Below are 20,443 nucleotides of genomic sequence, written 5' to 3' on the forward strand. Positions count from 1 at the left end.
TCAATTAGGAGGCAATTTGGTATGCAAGAGGATTCAAAGGTTTATGATATTACGGTCATCGGCGGCGGCCCGGTCGGCCTGTTTACCGCTTTTTACGGGGGAATGAGACAGGCGAGCGTCAAAATCATTGAGAGCCTGCCTCAGCTTGGCGGCCAGCTCAGCGCGCTGTACCCTGAAAAATATATTTATGATGTAGCCGGATTCCCGAAAATCCGCGCCCAAGAACTTGTGAACAACTTAAAAGAGCAAATGGCAAAGTTCGATCAGACCATCTGCTTAGAGCAGGCCGTTGAATCTGTTGAAAAACAGGCTGACGGTGTGTTTAAGCTTGTCACGAATTCAGAAACGCATTATTCAAAAACAGTCATTATCACCGCAGGAAACGGCGCGTTTAAGCCGAGAAAGCTTGAGCTGGAATCAGCGGAACAATATGAAGGCAAAAACCTGCACTACTTCATTGACGACCTCAATCAATTCGCAGGCAGACGCGTTGCCGTTCTGGGCGGCGGCGATTCCGCCGTTGACTGGGCGCTTATGCTTGAGCCGATCGCCAAAGAAGTCAGCATCATCCACCGCCGTGATAAATTCCGCGCGCATGAGCACAGTGTCGAAAACCTGCACAATTCTAAAGTCAACGTGCTGACACCGTTTGTTCCGGCTGAACTTGTCGGTGAAGACCGGATCGAACAGCTCGTTCTTGAAGAAGTGAAAGGCGACCGCAAAGAAATCATTGAGATTGATGACCTGATCGTAAACTACGGCTTTGTTTCTTCTCTCGGCCCGATTAAAAACTGGGGCCTTGACATCGAGAAAAATTCCATCGTCGTCAAAAGCACGATGGAAACGAATATTGAAGGCTTCTTTGCCGCCGGAGATATCTGCACATATGAAGGCAAAGTCAAGCTGATCGCGAGCGGTTTCGGCGAAGCTCCGACAGCCGTGAACAACGCGAAGGCTTACATGGACCCGAAAGCGCGCGTCCAGCCTCTGCATTCTACAAGCATGTTTGAAAAATAATATAAAAAAGAGTCTGTGTCATACCGGCACAGACTCTTTTTTATTTAAACATCCACATATAATTCATGACGGTTCCGACAACGAGCGCAATGACAAGCGCCGACACGACCCAAATCGTGCCTAAAATAATCCGGTCCTGAATTTTCTGGGCTTTCGGGCTGTGCCCGGGCTGTTTTTGTTCCACACCGGCCCCTCCCTTCTTCTGCAACCAATCTATTGTAACAAATGTCTTACAAGAACCAATACTACTATGATAACCAAACTGCAAATGGATGACAAGCTGACCGCATATGAGGCAGCATGAAATCATTTGACATTCCTGACAAAACAAAGTACATTATAAAAAGACGAACATTTTAATTTAATTATAATTTTATCATTCGCTTTTAGGGGTGTTATTTATGGAAAATGTATTTGATTACGAAGATATTCAGCTGATTCCTGCAAAATGCGTTGTAAACAGCCGATCTGAATGTGATACATCAGTTACATTGGGCGGACACACATTTAAACTTCCGGTCGTACCGGCCAACATGCAGACGATTATAGATGAAAACATCGCAGCCTGGCTCGCGGAAAACGGTTATTTTTATATCATGCACCGCTTCGAGCCGGAAAAACGCCTGGCCTTTGTCCGGGATATGAAAGCACGCGGACTGATTTCCTCGATCAGTGTCGGCGTGAAAGACAACGATTATGAATTCATCCGCGAGCTGAAAGCACAGGAGCTTGTACCGGATTATATTACCATTGATATCGCGCACGGCCATTCCAATGCCGTAATCAGCATGATCCAATTTATTAAAGAACATGTGCCGAAAAGCTTTGTCATTGCAGGGAATGTCGGGACGCCTGAAGCTGTACGGGAACTGGAACGCGCGGGTGCTGACGCGACAAAAGTGGGTATCGGACCCGGGAAAGTATGCATCACAAAAATTAAAACCGGCTTCGGAACCGGCGGATGGCAATTAGCCGCGCTTCGCTGGTGTGCAAAAGCGGCAAGCAAACCGATCATTGCTGACGGCGGCATCCGCACGCACGGCGATATTGCGAAGTCCATCCGTTTCGGCGCGTCTATGGTCATGATCGGATCATTATTCGCCGGCCACGAAGAATCACCGGGGCAAACGATCGAAATCGACGGCAAGCTGTACAAAGAATATTTCGGCTCCGCTTCCGAATTTCAAAAAGGCGAAAAGAAAAACGTCGAGGGCAAAAAAATGCATGTCGAGCATAAAGGATCTCTGCAGGATACGCTGATTGAAATGGAGCAGGATCTGCAGTCTTCCATTTCTTACGCCGGCGGCAATAAACTCGAAGCCATCCGCAATGTCGACTACGTGATCGTAAAAAACTCAATTTTCAACGGCGACAGATTTTAACCCACAGCAGAGCCGCTCGGAAATAAAAAATGACATTCAACATGAATGTCATTTTTTATTAAATACCAAAATAAAGAGCCGCACTGGCCAACAGATTAATTACAAAAATAAACAAAAAGATGTAACGGATGAATTTGTTTTGCACCGGGGCAAATAAAAAGAGATACAGCCCCGCTGCCCCAAAAGTAAGAACAGGAAACAGCCATTCAAAGGATAAAGAAATGATATAACCGATAATCATAACAATCGGCACACCGATTAATGATAATTTACTTCTCATATGATTTCTGCCCCTTTTACTTAAAAATTGGTGTGATATAAGTTTCAATGATGGCGGCGGCGATCAGCAGACAAATAATAAACAGCACCAATATTCCGATATGCCTGAACATTGAGGCTATTATCCTTCTTTCTTTAGAAAAACACAGCCTAGTGACCAATTCAACGCCCTTAAAGCCAATGGCGCCACTTAATAATAACGCAGGAACTTCAAATATACCATGAGGAATTAGCAGTAAAATAATCTGATATAAAGGGATCCCGCCCTGCAGATTTTCGATAATAGAGCCGCTTAAAATAAATCCGTTGGTGAATAAATAAAAGATTGAGGTCAACCCAAAAGTAAAAAAACCTGCCGCTAAAAACAGACAAGCGATCGCATTATTCTTTAACAATTCAACTGCGCCTGACGAGCCATTATAAGACGCTGATGATACAAAGTGATCGGTAAAAACCGCAGCGATTGCACCGCCTGAAAAAAACAGCAATGACGCGGTTAACGGAATGGCGGACGTTCTGATTGCCGGCAAAATGCGGTTCATCATGTATAGATACGCTCAGCCATTTCTTCGATTTCTTCTAATGAATGCTCGGATGACTGATACTCCGCCGCAAAAACGCCGTCATGGATAATACCGATCGTATCGCACAACGAATGCGCCAGTTCCAGCAGGTGAGTCGATAACAGGACCGTATTTCCCTGTTTGACGTACTCCTTCAATAACGTCCGTATCGTTTTGCCGCTGATTAAATCAATGCCCGTCAGCGGCTCATCAAGGATTAAGATCTTAGGCTGATGAATGAGCGCGGCAGCGATTGATAATTTTTGTTTCATTCCGTGTGAATAGGTTTTAATCAGCTGATTTCCGTCTTGTGAAAGCTTCAGCGTCTCTAACATATTCTTTATATAATCATTTGTCCGCTGAGACGGCACTTGAAACATCTCCGCTGTAAAACGCAAGTATTCGACTCCCGTTAAATAATCATATAAAAAGGCATGGTCGGGCACAAAACCGATATCAGCCGATATTTGCCCTCCCTCTTCTGAATCTATTTCTTTGCCGTCAATCTCGACGAAGCCTGACGTCGGTTTAAGCAGGCCCGAAATGATTTTCAAAGTCGTTGTTTTCCCGACTCCATTGGTCCCGAGCAAAGCATAGATTGAGCCTTTTTTCACCTCAAAAGAAATATCCTTTAACACCTGTTTTTCACTATAGTTTTTTTGTATATTCACTAATTTAATCATTGTTCGCAAACCTTTCCGCCATATTAATTCTGCGAAGAAACAGAAACATGACTCCATAGTTTAATAGTGTGAACAGGACAAATATACCTGATGCAGAATGAATAAGCAGCGTTTCAAGTTCCGGCTTTTTATAAATAAAATATGACGTGATCGCAGCAATTTGAAGCGACACAATGAAAATCAAAGAGCCGTATAAATTGTTGTACGTCTTTGCTTTCCCGGCTTCTCCGATTTCGTACAGATGCTCCCAGTTTTTTTTAGGGTACAAGGCGGTGCTTGAAATCTGGACAAGACTGTATAAAAAACCCGAACATAAAAATACAATAAACAGGTAGACCGTCAGCGCAGCGGAGGACGGAAAAAACACCGTAATCAAAATGGTCATGATGAATGAATAGATAAGAGCCGCAAGATTATAAATACATACTTTCGGAAACACGAGCTGCCACGCATGTTTGATATTCCGGTGAAACAGATGCTGATTTTTTATTTCTCCGTCAACGGATAATACGGTTTTGAGCGCGTCCCCGACGAGCTGATACGAAAAGTTCGCAATGATAACCGCCGCGGATACGATGGCAGCTGCCGAATACCCGGTAAAATGATGAGAAAGCAACGGAACACAAAAACCTAAAAACAGCATGAACAAATAAAGCATACTGCCGAAATTCCTGATAAAAAACCCGTCAATTCTCGTTAAAAACAGAAGGTCCTTTTGAAAAACGGCATGAAATATTTTGTTATTCCTATATAATTTAAGCTTTGGTGCAAAAGCCGCGTTTGTCAAAAACATATAAGGAATAAGATCCATTTTCTTCAGGGTAGCCGCCCACAGCTTAAACAGTCCAGCCGTAAAAAGGACGGCGGCTGCAAATACTGCTGCGAAAACGAGCACTGAATCTGAGCGGAATACCAGCCATACATACGGTGTATTCATGAGGATGTTCCGGAAAGCCGGCGACTCCGTAAATCCGGAAATGTCCTTTACCGTATACTCCCCAAACACGAGAAGATAAACGGCATACCCCACTGCCAGCGGCACCAGCAAGCTGACGCTGAATAAAATGCCCTTCATGATTTTCAAGTAAAACCATTTGCTCCACATATTCGTAAGAAGATAAACAACGTAAGAAAACAGCATAGACAAAAATAAATTGAGAAGAAAATAAACGAAGCCCAGGAAAAATACGATGACCGCTGCAGATCCAGTCATGCCTGCGCCGGTTAAAAACAAAAAGACCGGAAAAACAAAAAGATACCATACGAAAATGGTTTTTTTGATCGCCTGGCCGGTAAAAACTGAAAACAGCTGTAAAAAACGAACCTTTTTTAATTGATGAATGACCTTGCGCGTATCCAGCAGAAAAGCATTTTGATGTTCTTTAAAGAAGCCGGCAGCCCAAAAAAGCTGCTCCAATGAAACGGCGATTAAAACAAATCGCCCCCACGCGCTGACAGGAAGCTTAATCAGTTTTGTCCCGAATACAACGCCGCATCCCAGTAAAATAAGATAAACACCTAACAGAGAAATGATAATGGCAGACAGCAGTTTGCCGTTGAGTTGAGGAATTCCCCAATCTTCCTTTCTTTTGCGAAACGACGACAGAGTATTATATTTGATAAGAGCTGTAATTTGTCTGACTATCATACTTTCAATCCTTACATATGTATTTGGGAGAGAGGCTCTTTTTGCAGCTTGTACAAAAAGAGCAATTATTTATCGATCGATTTTACCAAGCAGCTGCGTATTTTTTGCCGTATTTCTTAATCATTGTTTTTGCTGTTGCAACGATTGCATAAGAAATCGCGCCTGCGCCTGTAACGATACCGATGAGAGAAATGATAGAAGCAATTGTTGATGCCGCATCAATGATATCAATTGCTTTTTTAGCTGCTGCTGTAGAGATACCGAGAGTCGAAGCTAATTCAGCATTGGCTGAGAATGCATGAGCCGCCGCCACATTTAATTCAGTTCCGGTTAATAAAAGTGCATAAACCAACGTCGCTGCAGCAAGAGCCGCGCCAAACAAAATGAAAGATTTTTTATTAGATTTTACTAAGTTCATCTTAACATCTCCCTGCTCTGTTTTTAATATATAATAAAATTCAGCTTAATTGACTCTCTCCCGAGCTAAATTTTACCCGCCATAAAATAATTAAAGAAGATAGTGAAGAGTTTTAATAAAACAAAACATCCAGTTAAAATGATTCTCTTTCCTTTGCTGAGATCGGTAAGTTTTCCTGCGGCAGTATAAAGAGCCGCGATTGACAGAAGCAGAAATGGATCCAGCAGCTGTAAACTCAGTTTGGTGCCGCCGGCAGAATATATAAGTGAGGAATCAGCCGTTAAGTAGTTAACAACTGACAGAATCAACATTTTAAATGCCGAGATTAAAGAAGTCAGCGTATATAGAAGCAAATATATTTTTTTCGGTTTTTTTGTACCGAGAATAAAAGCGGCAACGAATAACAGAAACCCGCCTATCAAAATTTCCACAAAAGTGGTGAAGATCATGAACCCTTGCAGAAACATGACAATCGTACGAACACTTTTTTCCCCGATATCGTAGGTATTTTCTCCGACAGAAGAGTAATAAGACTGCAGCACTTTATCTGAAATACTGAATTGGAAGAGTAATGAACAGATCAAAATGATGAAAAAAGAACTTAAAAATATTTTTTTATTGCTCAATTGACCTATCATATTATCATCCTTTTCTTACAAAATAAATGAACTATTCTATACTTTTACAATTTAGTTTATTCCTATCAAAAAATCAATATCCTTTCGAAAAATATGACTTTAGAACGTGTTGACAAAGAGCATATTTTTCATAGTTTTTGATGCTATATACCCTTTATTTTTTTCTGAATTTGCAAATAGTACGATTTGGACAATGGATTTGAGATATTAGAGAAGAATGACCTGCGGAATGAGACGCAGGATATAAAAAAGGAGGATATCGTTATGTATCCTCCGGTTGTATGATCGCCAGCACCTGATGATCTTCCCATTTTCCATTTATTTTTGCATTTTTTCTCGCAATGCCTTCTTTATGAAAGCCGGCTTTTTCGAGCACCCGGATTGACGCCTTATTGTGCGGCATGACTCCGGCTTCTATCCGATGCAGTTTCAGCTCATTGAATGCATATCGACTGCCAGCTTGACAGCCTTTGTCGCATAGCCTTTTCCGTTATGTTTGCCATCTAAAAAGCAACCCATGAAAGCGCTTTAGATCTTGCCCCGAACCACCTGAAAAAGGCTGATCGTGCCAATCAGGATCTGATCCTGAAGAAAAAGGCCGAAGCTGTATTCTTTGTTATTTTCCGCATTCTTCAGTGATTGTTCAATTCGTTTTTTCCAGCCTTCCAGCGTATAAAAATCCTCTTGTCTCGACATGGCAAACCGTTCAAAAAACATGCGGTTTTCCGTCTGCAAAACCAGTTCCTGCTCTGCATCATTCAGGCTGAGCGGCCTGAATCGCCGTCCTTTTGTTTTAATCAGAAACGTTTTTTAATTGCCTTTTTCCCATGTTGTACGGTACGCTTTACCGCATCAAGAAAAAGGTCCCAGAATTTGATCGGAAAAGGTTCTTTTGTTGACTTAAACCGCACTTTAAGCCGTATCATCATATTGTGACAAGGAAAGAATAGTTTTGGCGGGTTTCCCGATGATCCCAAAAAATATATTGATTGGATTGCAGCTGAAATGTTATCAAAAAAATGCAAAACAATTGGAAAAGAGGAGTTCATATGAAACTGACGGGAAATACAATACTGATTACAGGCGGAAATGCCGGAATAGGATTAGCTTTCGCAGAACGATTTTTAAAAGCGGGAAATAAAGTCATCGTGACCGGACGGCGTGAACATGCTCTTCAAAAGGCAAAGGAAAGATTTCCGGATCTTATTACCTATGTCAGTGATCTGAGCATCCCATCTGAACGTGTATCACTGTTTGATTGGGTGACAGAGAACTATCCGGAAGTGAATGTGTTAGTCAATAACGCGGGGATTCAACAACGTTTTCATGTGCTGAAAGCGGATGCGAAGGACAATTGGGACTATTTCAATAAAGAAATCACAACGAACATTGAAGCTCCCTTCCACCTGTCAATGCTGTTCGCTCCGGTGTTTGCCGGAAAAGAAGATGCGGCTGTCATTAACGTCACTTCGGGATTGGCTTTTACACCGCTTGCCATTGCTCCGATCTATTCAGCAACGAAAGCGGCGCTTCATTCATTTACAATGAGTCTGAGACACCAGCTTTCTGATTCAGCTGTAGAAGTGATTGAAGTTGCACCTCCGGCAGTCAATACAGATCTTGGCGGTGCAGGACTGCATACGCAAGGAGAACCGCTGGATGAATTCGCTGATGGGATTTTTAAAGGACTTAAAGAGGGCAAACTAGAAATCGGATATGGTTCTTCAGCGGAACGGCTGCGCATGTCCCGGGATAAAGCCGATGAACACACGGCAAATATGTACAATGCAATGAAACATACAATTGAATAACATTTTTGAAAAAGAAAACCCGCTTCTGTTGAGCGGGTTTTGCTTTTATTAAACAAACGCCATCGTTAAGAAAGACGTCATATTTTTTCATCCTAAGGATGGCGGGTTGAGCCCTAGCACTCTTCCGGCGAACCGGCGTTTTTGGCCGTGCGGAAAGAAGATCCGCAGCCGCAGGAAGCGATGGCATTCGGGTTGTCAATGGTGAAACCGCCGCCCATCATGGACTGCTTGAAGTCAATGATCGTGCCGTTCATAATATCAAGACTTTCGCTGTCAACCAAAACGGTAATTCCGTGCTGTTCAAACATGCGGTCTTTTTCGCCTTTTTCATGCTCAAATCCCATTCCGTAAGACAGGCCGCTGCAGCCGCCGCCTTTAACGCCCACACGGAGGAACGCGTTTTCTTCTTCATGCTCTTTCATCATATCTTTTATATGCAAAGCTGCTGCTTCAGTGATGGTTACTGGAACACTCATAGGTAGACCTCCTTTTTTAAAAACGAATACTGGTATCTATTATAAACCTTGAGAAGCGTATTTCTCAAACGAGCTGTTTACAAATAATAGACGCCGCTGCATACGGTTTCGGCGGGACCTGTCATCAGCACGTGCCCATTGTCCTGCCAATTAATCACAAGATCGCCTCCCGCCAAATGAACAGTGATATCCCGGTTTCGTTCAGAGACACCGTTCAATACGGATGCGACAGCCGCCGCACAGGCGCCTGTTCCGCAAGCCTGTGTAATGCCGGAGCCGCGTTCCCATACACGGAAATGAAGTTCATCCGCGCTGACGGTTTCCACAAACTCGACATTGACGCCTTCCGGGAATCTCGGGTCTTTTTCAATGATGGGGCCGAGCGTTGTAAGAGGCGCTTGACTGATATCTTCAACCGGAAAGACAATATGGGGGTTTCCCATTGATACGGCAGTTCCTGAAAGCTCCGTCTCTCCGAAGACAAAGGTCTCATCGATCGTCCGTTCATCTTCATTGCCGAGCATCGGCAGCTCTTTTTTGGTCAGGCGGGGTTCGCCCATATCAACGGCGACTTCACGCACAATCCCGTTGTCCTCCGTAATGTCTGCTTTTACAAGACCTGAGAGCGTTTCAATGAAAAAGGACGTTTCTTCTGTCAGCTTATGTTCGTATGCGTACTTTGCCACACAGCGAAGGCCGTTGCCGCAATTTTTCCCTTCTGAACCGTCATTATTAAAAATCCGCATTTTGACGGGCGCTTTTTCTGACGGACAGATGAGGATCATGCCGTCAGAGCCGATGCCCGTGTGAATGCTGGACACTTTAACGGCAATCTCAGCCAGCCGTTCTTCCGGCAGCTTTTCTTCGAATTGATTTACATATATATAACTGTTTCCAAGACCGTGCATCTTGGTGAAACGGAATGAATTCATATCGGCCTCCAACTTTTTTTCTTTTACTTAGTATAAAAGCTCTTCCCCTCGGACACAATACAAATATCCCCCGTTTTTCATACATAAAAGCTCCCTGCATATGCAGGGAGCTTTTATCGTTTACTAAATAAACATGCCGGCAATCGCCGCGCTGAGAAGGTTAGCGAGTGTTCCCGCAATAACCGCTCTTAATCCGAGGCGCGCGATGTCCGAACGGCGGCTTGGGGCCAAACCGCCCAATGTGCCGAGCATGATCGCAATGGAAGAGAAGTTGGCGAATCCGCACAGCGCAAAGCTGATAATCGTAGACGTTTTTTTAGAAAAGTCCGCAATATGGGGACCGAAATTGGAATAAGCGACAAACTCATTCAGCACAAGCTTTTGTCCGATATAGCTTCCCGCTCCGAGCGCTTCATGCCAAGGAACTCCGATAACAAATGCGATCGGTGAAAACACGTAACCGAGAATGGATTCTAATGTAATATGTTTGAAACCGAACCAGCCGCCGATTCCGCCGAGAATTCCGTTCACTACGGCGATGAGCGCGACAAACGCAAGCAGCATGGCGCCGACGTTTAACGCAATTTGAAGGCCGGTGGACGCGCCTTTTGCCGCAGCATCAATCACATTAGCGGCGCCTTCGCCTTCTTCGTCCATATTAAAGTCACCTTTAACCGTCTGCGTTTTTTCTGTTTCCGGTATTAATATTTTTCCGAACACGAGACCCGCAGGAGCCGCCATGAAGCTGGCCGCCAGCAAGTACTCGATCGGAATGCCTAACAGGGCGTATCCGAAAAGCGTCGAACCCGCTACAGCCGAAAGGCCGCTCGTCATAATCGTAAACAGCTCGGAACGGGTCAATCCCGCAATCAGCGGTTTAATAGCAAGCGGTGATTCAGACTGTCCGACAAAAATATTCGCAGCCGCCGCAAGCGATTCTGTTCTGCTTGTCCCAAGAAGCTTTGACAGTCCGCCTCCGATGACGCGAAAAATAAGCTGCATGATTTTCAGGTGATACAAAACGGCAATCAGCGCTGAGAAAAAGATAATGACCGGCAGAACACTCAGCGCGAAAGCCGGGCTGCTGCCCACTTTTAACAGCGGGCCAAAAATAAAGCTGATGCCTTCGTTCGCATAATCAATGAGAAGCTGCACACGGCTTGAGAACCATAAAAATACGGCCCGGCCGGCGTCCCACTTTAATACGATGAATCCGAAGGCCATTTGTAAACATAAACCGACAATGACGGTTCGCAGTTTAATTTTGCTTTTCTTCTCTGATAACAAAAAAGCAATGGCTAATATAGCAACTGCCCCGAGCAGCCCCCAAACGATATTCAATGAATCCACCTCTAAAATTTTATTTAAAAAAAGTCTTTATTAAGATAACAATATTTATTTTTGCTGTCTACAAATTTTTTATTTTGCCAAATCCCGGGGCGCATAAAAAAAGAGGCCCGTTCGGAGCCTCTGATTAAAACATCGGATTTTCTTCTATGAATGTATATATGTTGTCAACCAGTTCAGCAGGCGTGCCTCCCGTGACCACTTCGCCGTTAACCAGGGCGAACAGGGACTCCATGCATTTCCCGCAATAGCTTAAACAGCCGTATTCAAGCACGTCCAAGTTCGGATCCTTCTCTAAGATCTCAAGTGCTTCCTGGGAACCGCGCGCTAAATTGCTGACACAGAATTCAATCATCGGATTCATGCGGTTTCACCTCACATATGTACCTTATCCTAACGGAATTTCCTCTATTCGTCAAAGATCCGGTTTCACGCTCAATGTTATCGTAACATATTAATTCAGGTTAAAGGTTTTACTATTACGCGTTTTCTGGTCAATTTGTAGGTTATTTTAAAACTATTATTGTGGTTTTAGATCAAATTCGATATAATTCTAGATGTTATTTTACATAGTTCGTTATTTTGTAACAACATTGACTACCATATTTTTCGGGCAAAAGGGGAATCATTATGAAAAAATTGGTCTTGATCGGCGGGGGTTACGGAAACATGCGGGTGCTGCACCGCTTATTGCCGAACCAGCTTCCGTCAGATACATCCATCACGCTGATTGACAGAAACCCGTATCACTGCTTAAAAACAGAGTATTATGCGCTCGCTGCCGGCACGATTTCTGATCATCATATCAGAGTGTCCTTTCCAGAGCATCCGAATCTGGATGTTCAATACGGTGAGGTGGCTTCCATCGACACGAAAAACAAACAAGTTCTGTTTCATGACCGCGAACCGATTTCTTACGATGACGCGGTGATCGGACTGGGCTGCGAGGATAAGTATCATAACGTGCCCGGCGCGCCGGAACATACTTACAGCATTCAAACCATTGATCAGTCACGCGAAGCCTATCAAAAGCTGAACAACCTCGGCGCCAATGCATCTGTCGCTATCGTCGGAGCGGGATTAAGCGGCGTGGAGCTTGCCAGTGAATTAAGAGAGAGCCGTGACGATCTGAAGATTATGTTATTTGACCGGGGCGATCTGATTTTATCAAGCTTTCCGAAAAGGCTCAGCAAGTACGTTCAGAAGTGGTTCGAAGAGCACGGCGTCACCATTATCAATAATGCGAATATTACAAAAGTGGAAGACGGCATCGTTTATAATCATGATGAAGGAATACCGGCCGATGCCATCGTGTGGACGGCGGGAATTCAGCCGAATAGAGCCGTCAGAGAACTGGACGCTGAAAAAGATCCGCAAGGCCGCATCGTTTTGACACCGCACCATAACCTTCCGGGCGATGAACATGTTTATGTCGTCGGTGATTGCGCGTCCCTTCCGCATGCGCCGAGCGCCCAGCTTGCTGAAGCGCAAGCGGAACAAATTGTGCAGATCCTCCTGAAACGCTGGAACAATGAAGAGCTGCCGGAAACAATGCCGCAATTTAAGCTGAAAGGCGTTCTCGGTTCACTCGGAAAAAAAGCGGGTTTCGGTCTTGTCAACGACCGTCCGCTGATCGGGCGTGTGCCGCGCCTGTTAAAATCAGGTCTTTTATGGATGTACAAGCATCATAACGGCTGATAAGAAAAAAGCCGCTGATTGCGATCAGCGGCCGTTTTTATGAGCCCGCCACATAGCCGCGCTTTTCCATTTCTTCATATATATCTTTTAAATGCGGATTCCCTTCTCCTACAATGACATCTTCCACCAGCACAAGCGGATAGAAAAATTCATCGTTTCTGATTCGCTCCGCAAGCTCCTTTGTCTCCTTTTGCTGAGGCGGTGTGTCAATATCAATATACTGCATATTAAAAGGCTGCTCCGGATATTTCCGTTTCAGCGCCGCCTCCAGCCATTCAAACGTATCTTTGGCGCTCGGCATATTTACGCAGCTTGCGCAGAGCGTTTCAGCGCCGTAAACACTGAGCGTAACCGGCTTTGTCATGTTTATCATCCCCTTTCCACCAGTATACAAAGGACGGGGCAGCATTTGTATAAAAAACGGTTTTTATGTTCAAGTTTAAATATGCTATAATGAAGAAAGCAGCATTGCAAACCAAACATTAGATTTTTACCGTTACTGTGAATATAATGGTTTTATGCATATGAAAGGAGCGAATCTCATGACTGAGGTTGAAATGAAAGAGCAAGTACAGGAAGTATTGGATAAATTACGCCCGTTTCTGCTTCGTGACGGCGGTGACTGTGAGCTTGTCGACGTTGACGAAGGCATTGTAAAGCTTCGTCTCCTTGGCGCATGCGGCAGCTGCCCAAGTTCAACGATTACGCTGAAAGCCGGAATCGAACGCGCCCTTCTTGAAGAAGTGCCGGGTGTCGTTGAAGTAGAACAAGTATTTTAATAACAGAACCAGGCTGATGACAGCCTGGTTTTTTATTTTATTTTTGCAGATAGTCATTAAACCATGAACAAATATAACGGATGCGCTTGATCCGCTGTTCCGGATGGCCGCTTCTCGACAGCTCATGCGTGGCTTTCGGAAATCGGATGAACGCCGTCGTTTTGTTCAGCTTCTTCAATGCGATAAAGAGCTGCTCAGCCTGTTCTATCGGACAGCGGTCATCACGCTCGCCGTGCAGGATGAGAAGCGGCGTTGAAACGCGGGACGCATATTTTACAGGTGAACGGTCCCAAAGCTTATCCGCTTCCTCAAACAGATCATGCCCAAGCTGCCAGTCGGTAAAAAAGAAGCCGATATCGCTGACACCATGGAAACTGAACCAATTTGAAATGGAGCGCTGCGTGACGGCTGCTTTAAAACGGCCGGTCTGCCCGACAATCCAATTCGTCATAAACCCTCCGTAGCTTCCGCCCGTCACGCCGAGACGGCCGCTGTCAATAAACGGATACGCCTGAATGGCTTCATCCACCGCCTGCATAACATCACGGTAATCGCCGCCTCCGTAATCGCCTCTGACACGATTGACGAAATCCTGTCCATAGCCGTGGCTTCCCCTCGGGTTGACATAGACGACAGCATATCCTTGCGCGGACAGCACTTGGAATTCATGAAAATACGTATGCCCGTACATCATGTGAGGCCCGCCGTGTATGTATAGAATGAGCGGATAAGTTTGATCTTCTTCAAAAGCCGCGGGCTTTAAAAACCAGCCGTGCACTGTCAGTCCGTCTTTCGTTTCATATTGCAGCTTCTCCGGCACGGATATGATGCGTTCCTCTACAAAACAATCATTGTTGTTTGTCAATTGCTTCTCTTTACCGTTTTCAAATGAAATGCTGTAAAGCTCAGAAGGCCGCGCGGGTTTGGCAATTACGGCGATACAGCTTTTCTGATCGGGATGAAAAGCAAAACCGTTCACATACTCTTCTTCTAATCGGATCGGATAGACGAGGCCGTCAATCGAGATATAATAAATACCGGTGCTTCCCTGCTCGCTCCCGAGGACGTAAAATCCCTGCCCGTCATTTGTCCAAACCGGCCGGGGCGTCACTCCTCCTATGAGAGAATCGGCAATAAGCGCATCGCTCAAATGAACATCCAGCATGTCGGTCAGGCAGGACAGCCGCTCATTTTTCACATCGTACAGCCACGCCTTTTCTAAGGTTGCGTTGCGAAATTCATTCTCATGGCCCAGCATCGCGATATAAGAACCATCCGGTGAAAACACGCAGGAGCCGAAAGAACCGCTGTGCGGCGTAATTTGTTTGAGATTGCCGTCTGCGAGATTCATCAGGTAGACATCGCTCGGCTTTCCGGCGTCACCCGGCTCACATAAATTGGCGGTAAACGCAATCTGCTTGCCATCCGGTGAAAATGCCGCATCATCATGATCCGCTTCATGGTCTGTCAGCTGCTGAACCTCCCCCGTTTCAAGATGAATCAGCACAAGCTGTGTCCGGCTTCCGTTGAGCAGGCCCTTCCCGTCGCGTTTATATGTTAATGACTGAATGTCAATTGGCTCATATTCGTCATGCTTCTTTTTTTCTTTCTCATCGGCGCGCTCCGCTGATGTCAGGCTGACGGACACAAGCACGGATCTGCCGTCGGGGGCCCATATTGGATCTGACACGCCCCACGGGATATCAGATGCCTTTTCCGCCTCTCCCCCGGCAGTGTCTACGATGTACAGCTGAGGGACACCATCCTCCCTGTCAGAAATAAAAGCAAGGCGCCGTCCGTCAGGCGACCACCGCGGGCTTGTATTTTTACCGCTTCCGAATGTCCACGGTTTTGAGGTGCCGGATTCTGTGTCGTATACCATAATAGCTGAGGAATAAGAGTCCCGTTTATCATTGACTGTTGTCCGGACGTATGCGGCCCGTCTGCCGTCAGGGGCGTATTGGGGATCTGCCACGGATACGAGAGACGCAATGTCCTCCTCGGTTATAAGTTTTTTCAATCGTTTCTCCTCCTTTTCTCTTTTATTTCGCTTCCCTAAATAAAAATCCTTCTCCAGAAAAAGAAAGCGTCCTTCTCTGATGGGAAGCACGCTTTTTACCATTATACACTTTTCATTTGCTTTAAAGGATTCCGTTCGATTACGCTTCCTTCTGACGGAACGGTAAGCGACGCAATCTCACAGTGCGGAAAATGCTGAGAAAGGTGGCTTCTCAGCTCTTCTCCTTTTCCTTTTGCAGTCAGGACAAGAATCGTCGGGCCCGCTCCGCTTAGCGCCGTCCCATAAGCGCCTTTCATTTCTGCCGCATGCTCCACCTTCGAAAGCTCAGGAACAAGCATGGCGCGGTACGGCTGATGCAGCATGTCTTTTCTCATCATTTTCCCGGCGAGCGCCCAGTCATTTGACATGATCGCAGCAACAAGAAGGTTGCTGACGGCGCTTGCTTTAACGGCGCCGCGGTACGGCAGTTCTTTCGGGAGCACGTCTCTTGCGTCCCTGGTCAGCACTTCGTAAAACGGAATAACCGCAACAACGTCGATATCCGCTTCGGCAGTACGCACGATATGTGTTTCATCTTCTTCATGAAGGCCGATCACAAGCCCTCCTGCGAGAGAAGCGGCGGCATTATCAGGGTGCCCCTCTTCAAGACTGGCTAAGTGCAGCTTGTCGCTTTCCGGCAGCTGCAGGCCGCATAACTCATCTGCAAGCTCAATGGCGGCGACAATAGCGGCTGCGCTGCTGCCGAGGCCCCGCGCAAGGGGGATGTCACTCCACACCTTGACATGCGCGGGCGGCAGCTCTTTCTGGTAGCGGTCAGCCGTCCGTTTGGCGACTTGATAGATGAGGTTGTCCGTTCCTTGAGGGATGCCCGCGACAGTTTCCGTCTCCGCCGAAAACGTCCATTCATCATTTCGGAAAACCGAAAGCTTCAAATATCTGCTGAGCGCCATCCCGACGGAATCAAAGCCCGGTCCTAAGTTGGCGGTGCTTCCCGGAACCGTAATGGAAAACAGCATCTCCGCCTCATTCATACACGCGCCGCTCCATTTAAGTATTCGAGAATACTGTCTTCATCTGTCGGCAGCGTGATCGGTTTTATCTCAGATACGTCTACAGCCGTGTTCGGATCTTTCAGGCCGTTTCCGGTCAAGACTGCGACAACCTTGCTTCCTTTTGGAATTTCACCGGATTTCACCTGTTTTAAAACACCGGCGATGGATGCACAGGAGCCTGGCTCGGCAAATACGCCTTCTTCACGGGCAATCAGCTGATAAGCGTGAAGGATTTCTCCATCTGTGACTTCATCAATTTTTCCGGCTGATTCTTTCGCTGCAAGCACGGCTTTGTCCCAGCTGGCAGGGTTCCCGATCCGGATTGCCGTCGCAACGGTTTCGGGATTTTTAATGACCTCGCCGCGAACGATTGCCGCAGAACCTTCCGCCTCAAAACCGCGCATCTTCGGAAGTCCGGTGCCGTTTTTCTCATGGTATTCTTTGAACCCTTTCCAGTAGGCCGTAATATTCCCGGCGTTTCCTACCGGGATCGCCAGAATGTCCGGCGCTCCGCCGAGCTGTTCGCATACTTCAAAGGCCGCTGTTTTCTGTCCTTCAATCCGGTAAGGGTTTACCGAATTCACTAATGCAATCGGAGATTTTTCACAAATCGACCGGACGATGGCCAGCGCGTCGTCAAAGTTTCCGTCAATCGCGATGATTTCCGCTCCGTACATGACGGCCTGCGCAAGCTTTCCGAAGGCGATTTTTCCGTCCGGAATGATGACGATGCATTTCATGCCTGCTCTCGCCGCGTATGCCGCAGCCGCCGCGGATGTGTTGCCTGTTGAAGCGCACATGATGGTATCATTGCCTTCTTCTTTCGCTTTGGCGACCGCCATGACCATGCCGCGATCTTTAAAAGATCCCGTCGGATTAATGCCCTCCGTTTTCACATGCAGCTCAATTCCGAGCTTTTCGGAAAGCTTCGGAAGATGAATCAGCGGCGTATTTCCTTCATGCAATGTCAGGGCCGGCGTTTGTTCCGTCACCGGCAGAAATTCTTTATATTGATGGATGAGTCCTTTCCACATTAGCTCCAACCGTTCCCTTCTACGCGATATGTGCTTTTTACTTCCTGTACGACTTCGAGATCATTTAAGTTTTGGAGAATGTCGCTGAAATCTTCTTCTGATGTATGATGCGTGACAATTACGATTTCCGCAAGATCATCGTGGCCTTTGATCGGCAGCTGCAGAATTTTTTCAAAGCTTACGCCGCGCTCTGAGAAAGCGGATGTGATTATTGAAAAAGAGCCGACCTGGTCTTTGACGTGAATTCTTAAAAACTGCTGGGCGTAAATATCTGACGGCTGCTTCAGATTTCTTTCATACTGCGGGGCGACAAAGCTGTTTCCGTTTACGCCGAGACGCATGTTTTTCATAACCGCGACCAGATCAGAAACAACTGATGTCGCAGTCGGCATGCTTCCGGCGCCGGGGCCGTAAAACATCGTTTCTCCGACAGCTTCTCCGTATACGTAAACGGCATTAAACTCGTTATGCACCGCAGCGAGCGGATGATGATCAGGGAGCAGTGTCGGCTGAACGCTGACCTCGATTTTATTGTCATCACGCTGGGCGATGCCGATCAGCTTCATTGTGTAGCCGAGCCGTTTGCTGAAGCTGATGTCTTCATCCGTAATGCGGGAAATCCCTTTTACTTTGACATCGTCCAAGTCGACATTCATAGAGAAACCGAGACGGGCTAAAATCGCCATCTTGCGTGCGGCATCGAGTCCTTCTACATCGGCAGTCGGATCCGCTTCCGCGAATCCGAGATCCTGCGCTTCCTTCAGCACTTCTTCATACGGGCTTTTTTCTTTAATCATTTTCGTTAAGATAAAGTTCGTCGTTCCGTTGACGATTCCCATCATTTTTGTGATCCGGTCAGAGGAAAGCCCGTCTTCGAGTGTACGTAAAATCGGAATTCCGCCGGCGACACTCGCTTCATAATACAAGTCACAGCCATTTTCATTTGCGGCGGCTAAAAGCTCTGAGCCGTACACAGCGATCAGATCTTTATTTGCCGTCACGACATGTTTTTTCGCTTTCAAGGCGTCGAGCAGGTATTGCTTCGTCTGTTCGACACCGCCGATGACTTCAATAATCACGTCGACCTCAGGGTCATCGATCACATCATAGACCTCCGTCGTCAGCACTTCTTTCGGCAGGTCTGCATCTCGTTTTTTATCAATATCTTTAACTAGCACTTTTTTGATCGTCACCGGACAGCCGACCTGGTGCATAAGCTTATCCTGATGATCTTGTATAATTTTGACGACACCGCTTCCCACGGTCCCCAGTCCTAACAGTCCAATACGAATTGCTTCCAAAGAGAAACTCCACCTTTCTTCCTTTTGTCCACTTGAAAAGGACAATTGTTAACCCTTCACAGACATTTAAGTTACAAATATTATATAAGCCCGCTTTTGTTTTGACAAGCGGCTGAATATTGATTTCACGGTCATGAAAACGCTTAACACACTGATATGACAAGATTCTCTATTTTCTAAATATTTTTGCGTTATATTTTCTTACGACATGCTTCCTTTTCCGAGCCAGGCGACAGGCGGGACAAAAACCTGCGCCGCTCTGACATTCAGCATGTCGTGACATGTCTGCAAAAACTGTTCATAACGGGTGCAGTCGGCAAGAATGTAGTCCAGCTGCTCTTCATAAAAATGCTTTTCAGACTCATGGGAGATGTAATAGCTCTCCACCGTCTCGAAAAAATGGAGCGGAAACAGCAGGCGGCTGTAAAACAGGCGTTTAGAAAAGGAGGATAACGGCGTAACTTGCTCATATTCCTGCAAAAACAAAAACCCGTCATTGAGCAAGTCGTCACGATGATACAAATACGTACTGCGCATAAATTCCGCAATATCACGGGCTGCATGATCGAATACCCAATCTCCCGGAATGCGGATCAATGAATCAGCCGACCAGGTATCCCGCTCCATCCGCTGATGGCAGATCGTCCCCGAGTCTTCAGCGCCGGGATTGTCATCCAGCTCCGTATCCACTAAATATTGAATGGCATTTTCCGCTAAGCCTGAATAATAAGGAAATGCTTCGATCATTTTCTTTTCGAACGGTTCAAGCGGAGACATATGAATTTTCTGCATCCAAAATGATTCCAGCTGATCCACCCGTTTTCCCCATAAGTCCTTCCATTGGCCGATTCTGCCCGCTTCTTTCACTTCGTAAGGAAAGCCCCGCCCTTTTCTGTGGAATTCAGCAAGCTCCCCACCGACAGAAAACGACCGGTTTGAGACGGGAATCGGCGCTTTTAAGAGTGCATATGTTTTGCCTTCGTCCTCAAAGGTCAGTTCTCCTTCCTTCGTAAAGATAAACACTGAAACGTATGGGTCACTTTGTTCTTGTAAATACTGACTCATGTAATAAAGCTCCGTCAGCTCTGATTGCGAAAAGCCGGAGACGGGAATAATAAGAAAGAAGGAATTAGGCGTCTGGAAGCATTCGTATTTTCTGATAAACGGAAAGCTGTCTGACATGGATGCCGTATTTTTCTTTAATGATGCTTTTCATCATAATCACCTGCCTGAAAAATTAGAGCTATTCACATCGTAGTCATACGCCGGCGGAATTATGAATACATATTGTATTCCTTTGAATGAAGAGGAGAAACATCGTACACATCGGAAGGATGTTGTATAAACTAGTAAAAAAAGATTGGG

General features: G+C 46.0%; 21 protein-coding genes and 2 pseudogenes. 5 read left to right on the forward strand and 18 right to left on the reverse strand.

All coding sequences use genetic code 11. The features are described 5' to 3' along the window. Window positions 1–21: 21 nt before the first annotated feature. A complete protein-coding gene (gene yumC, locus ACXN9U_RS14615; protein WP_003151984.1) occupies window positions 22–1,017 on the forward strand; it encodes a ferredoxin--NADP reductase 2 in 996 nt (331 codons plus the stop codon). A 40-nt stretch (window positions 1,018–1,057) separates the two neighbouring features. Here the strand turns inward: yumC and ACXN9U_RS14620 are convergent, their stop codons facing one another. Next, on the reverse strand, window positions 1,058–1,201 hold the full coding sequence (locus tag ACXN9U_RS14620; protein ID WP_167388666.1) for a hypothetical protein: 144 nt from the start codon (window positions 1,199–1,201) through the stop codon (window positions 1,058–1,060). A gap of 217 nt (window positions 1,202–1,418) precedes the next feature. Between ACXN9U_RS14620 and guaC the strand changes: the two genes are divergently transcribed. Beyond that, window positions 1,419–2,399 (forward strand): GMP reductase, encoded by a 981-nt coding sequence (gene guaC / locus ACXN9U_RS14625; protein WP_060964393.1) that lies wholly within the window; start codon window positions 1,419–1,421, stop codon window positions 2,397–2,399. Window positions 2,400–2,457: 58 nt separating this feature from the next. Here guaC and ACXN9U_RS14630 read toward each other — a convergent pair whose 3' ends face one another. The 7 genes and pseudogenes from ACXN9U_RS14630 to ACXN9U_RS14660 form a co-directional block, all read right to left on the reverse strand. Further along, window positions 2,458–2,679: a DUF5970 family protein gene (locus tag ACXN9U_RS14630; protein ID WP_045926054.1), complete on the reverse strand. Its 222-nt coding sequence runs from the start codon at window positions 2,677–2,679 to the stop codon at window positions 2,458–2,460. Between the two features lie 16 nt (window positions 2,680–2,695). Further along, a complete protein-coding gene (locus ACXN9U_RS14635) occupies window positions 2,696–3,223 on the reverse strand; it encodes a stage II sporulation protein M (RefSeq protein WP_060964392.1) in 528 nt (175 codons plus the stop codon). Continuing rightward, window positions 3,220–3,924, reverse strand: coding sequence for an ABC transporter ATP-binding protein (locus ACXN9U_RS14640; RefSeq protein ID WP_060964391.1), 705 nt, complete (start codon window positions 3,922–3,924; stop codon window positions 3,220–3,222). The genes ACXN9U_RS14635 and ACXN9U_RS14640 overlap by 4 nt, the downstream gene beginning before the upstream one ends. Continuing rightward, entirely contained in the window at window positions 3,917–5,572 is a 1,656-nt protein-coding gene (locus tag ACXN9U_RS14645; RefSeq protein ID WP_101605398.1) for a hypothetical protein, read from the reverse strand. Before ACXN9U_RS14645 ends, ACXN9U_RS14640 begins: the two co-directional genes overlap by 8 nt. Before the next feature lie 82 nt (window positions 5,573–5,654). Further along, a complete protein-coding gene (locus ACXN9U_RS14650) occupies window positions 5,655–5,990 on the reverse strand; it encodes an uberolysin/carnocyclin family circular bacteriocin (RefSeq protein WP_003151973.1) in 336 nt (111 codons plus the stop codon). Window positions 5,991–6,055: 65 nt separating this feature from the next. Continuing rightward, window positions 6,056–6,628, reverse strand: coding sequence for a hypothetical protein (locus ACXN9U_RS14655; protein WP_060964390.1), 573 nt, complete (start codon window positions 6,626–6,628; stop codon window positions 6,056–6,058). A 262-nt stretch (window positions 6,629–6,890) separates the two neighbouring features. After that, window positions 6,891–7,429 (reverse strand): annotated as a pseudogene (locus ACXN9U_RS14660) (GNAT family N-acetyltransferase). A 248-nt stretch (window positions 7,430–7,677) separates the two neighbouring features. Here ACXN9U_RS14660 and ACXN9U_RS14665 point away from each other — a divergent pair. Further along, on the forward strand, window positions 7,678–8,439 hold the full coding sequence (locus ACXN9U_RS14665) for an SDR family oxidoreductase (protein ID WP_060964389.1): 762 nt from the start codon (window positions 7,678–7,680) through the stop codon (window positions 8,437–8,439). Window positions 8,440–8,552: 113 nt separating this feature from the next. On the opposite strand, the gene ACXN9U_RS14670 is transcribed toward ACXN9U_RS14665, so the two are convergent. From ACXN9U_RS14670 to ACXN9U_RS14685, 4 genes are all read right to left on the reverse strand, one after another. Further along, window positions 8,553–8,915, reverse strand: coding sequence for a HesB/IscA family protein (locus ACXN9U_RS14670; RefSeq protein WP_060964388.1), 363 nt, complete (start codon window positions 8,913–8,915; stop codon window positions 8,553–8,555). Between the two features lie 77 nt (window positions 8,916–8,992). Further along, window positions 8,993–9,847 (reverse strand): diaminopimelate epimerase, encoded by an 855-nt coding sequence (gene dapF / locus ACXN9U_RS14675; RefSeq protein ID WP_047476942.1) that lies wholly within the window; start codon window positions 9,845–9,847, stop codon window positions 8,993–8,995. A 123-nt stretch (window positions 9,848–9,970) separates the two neighbouring features. Beyond that, window positions 9,971–11,188 (reverse strand): NupC/NupG family nucleoside CNT transporter, encoded by a 1,218-nt coding sequence (locus ACXN9U_RS14680; protein WP_016938070.1) that lies wholly within the window; start codon window positions 11,186–11,188, stop codon window positions 9,971–9,973. A 133-nt stretch (window positions 11,189–11,321) separates the two neighbouring features. Further along, a complete protein-coding gene (locus tag ACXN9U_RS14685; RefSeq protein ID WP_007408721.1) occupies window positions 11,322–11,558 on the reverse strand; it encodes a YuzB family protein in 237 nt (78 codons plus the stop codon). Window positions 11,559–11,824: 266 nt separating this feature from the next. On the opposite strand from ACXN9U_RS14685, the gene ACXN9U_RS14690 reads away from it, so the two are divergent. Then, window positions 11,825–12,892 (forward strand): NAD(P)/FAD-dependent oxidoreductase, encoded by a 1,068-nt coding sequence (locus ACXN9U_RS14690; protein ID WP_438420552.1) that lies wholly within the window; start codon window positions 11,825–11,827, stop codon window positions 12,890–12,892. A 37-nt stretch (window positions 12,893–12,929) separates the two neighbouring features. Here the strand turns inward: ACXN9U_RS14690 and ACXN9U_RS14695 are convergent, their stop codons facing one another. After that, complete coding sequence (locus tag ACXN9U_RS14695) at window positions 12,930–13,256, reverse strand: YuzD family protein (protein ID WP_045926049.1); 327 nt, start codon at window positions 13,254–13,256, stop codon at window positions 12,930–12,932. Window positions 13,257–13,335: 79 nt separating this feature from the next. Here ACXN9U_RS14695 and ACXN9U_RS14700 point away from each other — a divergent pair, with 79 nt between their 5' ends. Next, complete coding sequence (locus ACXN9U_RS14700) at window positions 13,336–13,671, forward strand: NifU family protein (protein WP_173363134.1); 336 nt, start codon at window positions 13,336–13,338, stop codon at window positions 13,669–13,671. A gap of 37 nt (window positions 13,672–13,708) precedes the next feature. Here ACXN9U_RS14700 and ACXN9U_RS14705 read toward each other — a convergent pair whose 3' ends face one another. The 5 genes and pseudogenes from ACXN9U_RS14705 to cotNH all read right to left on the reverse strand — a co-directional run bounded on the left by ACXN9U_RS14705 (window position 13,709) and on the right by cotNH (window position 20,297). Further along, a complete protein-coding gene (locus ACXN9U_RS14705; protein WP_489201830.1) occupies window positions 13,709–15,691 on the reverse strand; it encodes a S9 family peptidase in 1,983 nt (660 codons plus the stop codon). Window positions 15,692–15,792: 101 nt separating this feature from the next. After that, the gene (gene thrB, locus ACXN9U_RS14710) at window positions 15,793–16,722 is read right to left on the reverse strand and encodes a homoserine kinase (RefSeq protein ID WP_060964384.1); all 930 of its coding nucleotides are present in this window, start codon (window positions 16,720–16,722) and stop codon (window positions 15,793–15,795) included. After that, entirely contained in the window at window positions 16,719–17,777 is a 1,059-nt protein-coding gene (thrC, locus tag ACXN9U_RS14715) for a threonine synthase (protein ID WP_060964383.1), read from the reverse strand. Before thrC ends, thrB begins: the two co-directional genes overlap by 4 nt. Beyond that, window positions 17,777–19,078, reverse strand: coding sequence for a homoserine dehydrogenase (locus ACXN9U_RS14720; protein WP_060964382.1), 1,302 nt, complete (start codon window positions 19,076–19,078; stop codon window positions 17,777–17,779). The genes thrC and ACXN9U_RS14720 overlap by 1 nt, the downstream gene beginning before the upstream one ends. 201 nt (window positions 19,079–19,279) lie before the next feature. Further along, window positions 19,280–20,297 (reverse strand): annotated as a pseudogene (gene cotNH / locus ACXN9U_RS14725) (spore coat-associated protein CotNH). Between the last annotated feature and the right edge of the window lie 146 nt (window positions 20,298–20,443).

The sequence above is a fragment of the Bacillus sp. BACIII genome, from assembly GCF_057836745.1.